General features: G+C 47.8%; 6 protein-coding genes, 1 tRNA gene and 1 pseudogene. 4 read left to right on the top strand and 4 right to left on the bottom strand.

Features of this window, described 5'->3' with window-relative positions; all coding sequences use genetic code 11:
- The 4 genes from RMO27_RS15920 to RMO27_RS15905 all read right to left on the bottom strand — a co-directional run.
- Positions 1–296, bottom strand: a 296-nt coding sequence (locus tag RMO27_RS15920) for a hypothetical protein (RefSeq protein ID WP_309734235.1), incomplete at its 3' end; no start/stop codon positions are given.
- A gap of 357 nt (positions 297–653) precedes the next feature.
- On the bottom strand, positions 654–941 hold the full coding sequence (locus RMO27_RS15915; RefSeq protein ID WP_309734233.1) for a GlsB/YeaQ/YmgE family stress response membrane protein: 288 nt from the start codon (positions 939–941) through the stop codon (positions 654–656).
- 141 nt (positions 942–1,082) lie between these two features.
- Positions 1,083–2,414 (bottom strand): hypothetical protein, encoded by a 1,332-nt coding sequence (locus RMO27_RS15910; protein ID WP_309734231.1) that lies wholly within the window; start codon positions 2,412–2,414, stop codon positions 1,083–1,085.
- A 245-nt stretch (positions 2,415–2,659) separates the two neighbouring features.
- The gene (locus RMO27_RS15905) at positions 2,660–2,962 is read right to left on the bottom strand and encodes a DUF6679 family protein (protein ID WP_309734229.1); all 303 of its coding nucleotides are present in this window, start codon (positions 2,960–2,962) and stop codon (positions 2,660–2,662) included.
- Positions 2,963–3,423: 461 nt separating this feature from the next.
- Here RMO27_RS15905 and RMO27_RS15900 point away from each other — a divergent pair, with 461 nt between their 5' ends.
- From RMO27_RS15900 to gpmI, 4 genes and pseudogenes are all read left to right on the top strand, one after another.
- Entirely contained in the window at positions 3,424–4,293 is an 870-nt protein-coding gene (locus tag RMO27_RS15900) for an aldose epimerase (protein ID WP_309734228.1), read from the top strand.
- A gap of 68 nt (positions 4,294–4,361) precedes the next feature.
- Positions 4,362–4,433, top strand: a tRNA-Lys gene (locus RMO27_RS15895).
- 219 nt (positions 4,434–4,652) lie between these two features.
- Positions 4,653–5,729: a class II fructose-bisphosphate aldolase gene (gene fba / locus RMO27_RS15890; RefSeq protein ID WP_309734225.1), complete on the top strand. Its 1,077-nt coding sequence runs from the start codon at positions 4,653–4,655 to the stop codon at positions 5,727–5,729.
- A gap of 192 nt (positions 5,730–5,921) precedes the next feature.
- Positions 5,922–6,770, top strand: a pseudogene (gpmI, locus tag RMO27_RS15885) (2,3-bisphosphoglycerate-independent phosphoglycerate mutase); the annotation flags it as partial.
- Positions 6,771–6,882: the final 112 nt, after the last annotated feature.

The following is a 6,882-nucleotide window of genomic DNA, read 5'->3' as shown; positions in this document are numbered from 1 at the left end:
TCGATTTTGAGGACTTCGCCGCAACTGCTACACTGGATTTCGCTACCATTAATGCCTTGAAGTGGATAACTGCACACCGGACATTGTGCCTGGACAATACTACGGCGTAACCACCAGAAGAAGCCCAAAAAGCCGACAATGGGAGTCAAAATCAGCAGTCCGATGACAATCAATGCTGATTTGACGATCCACCCTAATCCTAGACTACCCAACAACAGGCAAATAGCCACAATTGTCAGCCAGGATTGAAACTGAGGTAGATTAACTTGAAATACGTTAGTGCTGTTGTTGTTCACTCAAGGTAGCTCCATAGAATTTGAAGCCGCATCGTTATCGACCGTGCCACTTTCTATTTTATCAGGAATATCCGCAAGACTGGTTGCGGTTGTCCGCACCACAGACAAACCCATCCTATTCTAAACAGAATAGGATGAGAAAGACACACTAAAAATAGTAGATGCTCTTACCGATCTTTCAAGGTTCGAGATATCGCCGAATTAAACTCCATGTGAAGATGTCTCAATCTTGAGGTAGCTGCATTCCCTAATAAATCGGCAGCTCTTGATCGACCCGATCTGGAGATCGAGAGAGCGCGGGGTTTCACACTCATAGTAGCGATCGGCATAATTTATTGCAGATCGCTAGATCTTGGCCTAAGCACTTCTAGTCACCAAGCCCCAGAGGAAGATCGCGACCATCGATCCTAGCACTGCAAATACCAGTGAAGGAATTAAGGCTCCAGCAGCGACAGCTCCTGATGAAGCTAACGCAAACTTCCCGGTTGAAATCAAGGTGTACAAAGTCCCACCAATAAATGCACCAACGATGCCGAGAATCATCGTTGCAATCAAGCCACCGCCCTGAGATCCTGGATAAATCAGTTTAGCTAGTGCGCCAGCAACTAGACCGAGTACTGCCCAACCAATAATATTACTTAACATAGTCTTAATTTCTCCATGTCCAAGGTGTAGTTTGACGCTTTAATCTTACTTATTGGAAGTAAAAATTAGCGCGATCTTGACGGTCATTTTCTCCTATTTTAACCGATTGAATTAGTCGAACCAACCATGGTTAATAAATTCTTAACTTTTAGCTCCAAATCCAGTCTTTTTAGGTAGTGACTTCGGCTTGACCTTATCCTTACTCACGTCTCGGACTGCGGCTTGAAACAGCTCGTGCAAGTGAATTGGCACGCTGGCTAGGTCGGGGAGATCTGGTTCTAAATATTTATTAAATTTGCTTAAGATTGCATCGAGATCGGTTGACACATTAAAGTTAGGCAACTCAAAAATGAGCCAGATCGCTGTCTGTAATTGCTGGGGAAACTGCATCGCCAATCGTCGCCAGACAAAAGCATTCATCGCTGGATCGGCTAAACATTTGCGGATAAAGTTGAGATCCTCAGGGGGATATTCGGCAGCTACAGGTGTTAGCAGGGTTTGGAGTTGGGGATAATTGGCTAAAAACATCTGTCCCCAATAGGGATGACTGAGAGCGGTGACGGCGGTGGCCGATTTCAGGTGGGCGGGCAATTCAACTGGCGGTGCAATCATCTGCTCCATCTTCTGTGGTTGACCCTGGGGATTAGCCGCTGATAATCCCAGTGTTGAGGTCATTGCTTCGAGATCTTCAGCTTCTACTCCGGCATCAGCAGCCAAATCGGCGATCGATTTCGATCGATCGACGCCAGCACTGTCTAATTGTTTCGCCACTAACCAAGTCTGAAATTCACCAATCCGAGTTTGGAGTTGGCTACCAGAGAGGGTAATCTCATCACTGCCAAAAAATTCGACAAAGCGATCGTGATAAACTGCCACTGATTCCCAGGCAGCAGCTAAGGAATCGGGGGCATCACTGTAGAGATAGTGCGGGTAGTTTTGCCGAAACGTACCGACAGCGACGGCTAATTTGGGTCGTCCCAATCGGCCTAAAGCTACCCAAGGAGCTAAGATCGCCCAATCAATGTCTTGAATCGGACTGAGCTGGGCGATGATAATCTCGCCGACTTTGAGTCTACTCATGGCCATTTGGGAGGACTCATCGACAAACTGAATCCGGTAATGCTTGGCAGTCAGCCAATTCATCACTTCTAAACCATTAGGAAAGATTTGGACGATCTCCAGTAGTCCGACAAAGCTGCGCCGCCAACTGCTAATCAGTTGCCGATCGACTAAAGTCAGATCTGGCTGATTGGCTAAAAATAGTTCGAGGGGAGATTTGCCATCCACTTCTCCTTCGATCGCCAATCGGTGGGGGAAGAGTTTGCGCTGCCCCGCATCTAGTTGCGGACTGCGAATTAATTGTCTGGCACTAAAACTTTCTAGGCCAGCGGCCATGTTACCTTCAGATGATTGGATCGACTCAATAATGGCCGACCACAAGACACCAGCGCGAGCAAATAGAGGATCGAACATAATTTTAGCGATCGATTTTACGTCATGAGCAGCAATCTTACGGAGATCTCGATCGGCCTGTGCGGATGCAGCTAGATCCGAGCGATTTTACTTACATACATTCAAGGGGCACGCCTACAAATCAATATTGTAAGAATGCCCCTTGCGATTGTTTCCAGCCTTCGGTATGAAAGATGGCAAGTATTAGAGATCGATATATTGGTAACAAGCGATTACGAGTGCGCGATCGCTTGCTAGTCTGATGATTATTCTTCGGGGGTAGCCGGACGGATTTGTTCTAGTTCGTGGCAGTCATCCGAGACTAGTGGTTCGGCATTCCCACGATAGACAGAAGCTAGTTTCTGACTGATCGAAGCAATACTTTCGAGGCGAACCATTTCTTCCCAAGCTGAGACTTCATCTTCTTCATCCGTCTCATAACGAATTGTAACTAAATCGCCTTCAATGTCGGTAATGCGGGCACGTTCGATCCACCGTTGCTGATCCCGTAGGAAAATACACACTTCCCGACCATCTTCACACATTTGATAGATCTTGCGATGTAACATGTTAGAACTCTCCTAAACAAAAAAATCTGGCGGTGGAAGTGGAAATCTAGCAATCTTACTGGTGATGATGACTAGATTAGCTTTCCCAAAATCAACTACAAACGATCGGTTTAGTTGAGGAACTTAATGTAAGCATTCAAGCAAGAGAAACTGCGCCGATAAGGATAACCTTCGATAAGGCAGTAGGTATCCGATCCAAAAGTCGAATCTGTCATTGCTAGTGATGATAGGCCGCCTGACTACAGGGGCTGTGAATTACAAAGATCGATATTTTGGGAACAACGATCCTGTAGCCTATATAACTATAATACCCGTTTGCTCGTCTCTTTGCTAAAGAACTTGATGGGTGTAAACCCAGTTTTTGATGCCGGTTGGACGGCGAGATCGACCAGACAGAAGGATACTTCAGCTCTGAGCCTCCGTTCATTTCTAATTTCTGACCCTTTTATCAACTTAAATATATGTTTACGATCGTCAAACAACCTCAAATCGAGCCTGTATACGTTTTAACCGATACCGATAGCCAGAGCGCGCTGACGATTTATCCTGATCGCGGCGGGATTGCGACGAGCTGGAAGGTGAGCGATCGCGAGTTAATGTACTTAGATGCCGATCGGTTTAAAGATCCGACTCTGAGCGTGCGCGGCGGCTTCCCGATTCTGTTTCCCATCTGCGGTAACTTGCCAGATAATGCCTACAAAATTGATGGCAAAGATTACGCGCTCAAGCAGCATGGTTTTGCGCGGGACATGCCGTGGCAAGTCACCCACCAATCCACGACGACAGATGCCAGTCTGACGGTGACAATGGAGAGCAGTGACGCTACGCGTCAAGTCTATCCATTTGATTTTAGTGTCAGCTTTACCTATCGCCTGCGCGGCGGCGAATTGGTCATCGAGCAAACATATACCAATAAATCGGCGACCCCGATGCCCTTTAGTTCCGGCTTGCATCCTTACTTTCTAGCTTTAGATAAGCCACAACTGACATTTAAGATTGCCGCCGACAGCTATCAAGAAAAACAAACTGGCGAAATTCATCCCTTCGCTGGCAAATTTGATTTTAGTCAAGCAGAAATCGATGCCGCCTTTACCAATGTCAGTGGCAATGTTGCCACTGCCAATGATGCCCAGCAACAACTCACGCTGACAATGACAACTAGCCCCCAATATCGGACTGTGGTGTTCTGGACTGTCGAGGGCAAAGATTTTTACTGTCTCGAACCGTGGACAGCTCCTCGCAACAGCTTAAATACTGGGACAGATTTGCTGCATGTGGCTCCAGGCGGAACATTGAGCACCCAGATCGCCTTCGCTGCCAAGTTTTCCTAAAGTCATAGTTGCTTAAATCCTAGCCGCCATGCTATCCTGTTAAAGGTCTGAATCATTTCAGCCTAAACGGGACGCTAGCTCAGTGGTAGAGCATTCGGCTTTTAACCGATTGGCCCCGAGTTCGACCCTCGGGCGTCCCATCAGACTTCATTTAAGTAGTTACAACACGGAGGGAACGGTATCTAAACTGTTCCCTTTTTTGTGCCGATCTCCGCTAAAAAACTGAGATTGAATTTAATTTAGCGCGGGGAGTATCGGTACTAACAGATCTTTGGTAAAGTATCCTTAGTTAAGATCGTGATTTGAAGATCGATCGTCGATCGAAATATTAAAGATTTAAATTATAGGAGGAAGTTCTAATGGCACTCGTCCCAATGCGGCTGATGCTGGATCACGCGGCTGAAAACGGCTACGGTATCCCAGCATACAACGTCAATAACATGGAGCAGATCCAAGCAATCATGCAGGCTGCTAATGAAACTGACAGCCCAGTGATTTTACAAGCTTCTCGCGGAGCCAGAAGCTATGCTGGTGAAGCATTCCTGCGCCACCTCGTGCTAGCCGCAGTGGAAACTTATCCCAACATTCCGATCGCCATGCACCAAGATCATGGTAACAGTGCTGCGACTTGCTACTCAGCAATGAAACAGGGCTTTACCAGCGTCATGATGGATGGTTCATTGGAAGCTGATGCCAAAACTCCGGCCAGCTTTGAATATAACGTCGATATTACCCGTAAAGTCGTCGAAGTCGCTCACGCGATTGGCGTCAGTGTTGAAGGCGAACTCGGTTGCCTAGGTTCTCTCGAAACTGGGATGGGCGAAGCTGAAGACGGACACGGTTTTGAAGGTGCTCTATCTCACGACCAACTGCTCACCGATCCCGAAGAAGCAGTCCAATTTGTCGAAGCTACTGGTGTCGATGCCCTCGCTGTCGCGATCGGTACCAGCCATGGTGCTTACAAATTCACTCGCAAACCTACTGGTGAAATCCTGGCGATCAGCCGGATCGAAGAAATTCACAACCGCCTGCCCAACACTCACTTAGTCATGCACGGTTCTTCTTCCGTACCCGAAGATTTACTCGCACTGATTAACAAGTACGGTGGTAAGATTCCCGAAACTTATGGTGTACCTTTAGAAGAAATTCAAAAAGGGATCAAATGTGGCGTGCGGAAAGTCAACATCGACACCGACAACCGTCTGGCAATTACCGCCGCAGTGCGCGAAGCTCTTTTCAGCAAGCCTGAAGAATTCGATCCCCGCCACTTCCTGAAGCCCTCGATTAAGTACATGCAAAAAGTCTGTGCCGAACGTTACACAGCTTTCTGGTGTGCGGGTCAAGGTAGCAAAATCAAAACTGCAACTCTCGAAGAGTTTGCGGCTAAGTATGCCAAAGGTGTTTATCCAGCACCTAAAGTAACCGTTAGCGTCTAAATCTAACAAAACTCGAATGTAACAGCCCGCTCTTCAATCATTGAAGAGCGGGCTATTTGGTGTTTACGATTCGATCGATTATCTAACGAACGTGTTTGGCAAGAGGAAGTAGCATTTTGCCTTAACGCGATTGCGGATAACTGCTATGATAGCTTTGACCTTATTCTTCACAATCAAAAGGCAAAGAATAATATGGCGCAAGCACCTGTAGCTCCAGTGGTGCTAGTAATTCTCGACGGTTGGGGATACCGTCCAGATATTCACGGCAATGCGATCGCGCAAGCTCAGACACCAAATATTAACAGTCTGTGGGCTGCTTATCCACACACCCTGATCGATACATCTGGACGAGCAGTCGGATTGCCAGACGGACAGATGGGCAATTCGGAGGTCGGACACCTCAACATTGGTGCGGGCAGAATCGTCCCCCAAGAATTAGTCAGGATTTCGGATGCTGTCAAAGACAAGAGCATTTTAAATAATCCCGCTCTGGTCAAAGTCTGTGCAGATGTCCAACAACGTCAGCGCAAACTCCACATTCTCGGACTCTGTTCCGATGGGGGCGTACATTCCCATCTCGATCATTTAATTGGCTTGCTCGAACTCGCTCGCGATCGAAACATTACCGAAGTTTGCCTCCATGTGATTACTGACGGACGTGATACCGATCCGCGCGATGGTTTGCAAGCTGTGGCCAAAATTGAAGAGGCGATTGCGACCATCGGCGTCGGCAAAATTGTCACAGTCAGCGGACGCTACTACGCACTCGATCGCGACAATCGTTGGGATCGAGTCAAATTGGCCTACGATGTGATGACTCAAACTGGCGATGGTAGCGGCGAAAGTGCAACAGCATTACTCACTAATAGCTATGCTGCTGACAAAACCGATGAGTTTATCGACCCGACGAGAATTGCCCCGGGAGCGATCGAACCAGGCGATGGGATAATTTTCTTTAACTTCCGTCCTGATCGTGCCAGACAGCTCACCAGTGCCCTAGTTAACTCCCATTTTACGGGGTTTATCCGATCGCAAATTACAGCAGCCACGGATCGTGCGCGGTGAAGAGCGAGTCTTCCGCGACCTTGCGCATCTGCGCCTGGATCGTCGGCACCGCGCCGAGGTAACTAATGCCGTAGCTCGCGGCGATGCG

It is taken from the genome of Chamaesiphon sp. OTE_75_metabat_556 (genome assembly GCF_031378165.1).
GTDB lineage: Bacteria > Cyanobacteriota > Cyanobacteriia > Cyanobacteriales > Chamaesiphonaceae > Chamaesiphon.
Note: the sequence above shows the minus strand (reverse complement) of the source record. Positions and strands in the feature narration are given on the sequence as shown.

Coding starts and splice junctions, on each gene's coding strand:
- RMO27_RS15915 (WP_309734233.1), bottom strand. CDS start 941: ATGTTAAGTAATATTATTGGTTGGGCAGTACTCGGTCTAGTTGCTGGC.
- RMO27_RS15910 (WP_309734231.1), bottom strand. CDS start 2,414: ATGTTCGATCCTCTATTTGCTCGCGCTGGTGTCTTGTGGTCGGCCATT.
- RMO27_RS15905 (WP_309734229.1), bottom strand. CDS start 2,962: ATGTTACATCGCAAGATCTATCAAATGTGTGAAGATGGTCGGGAAGTG.
- RMO27_RS15900 (WP_309734228.1), top strand. CDS start 3,424: ATGTTTACGATCGTCAAACAACCTCAAATCGAGCCTGTATACGTTTTA.
- fba (WP_309734225.1), top strand. CDS start 4,653: ATGGCACTCGTCCCAATGCGGCTGATGCTGGATCACGCGGCTGAAAAC.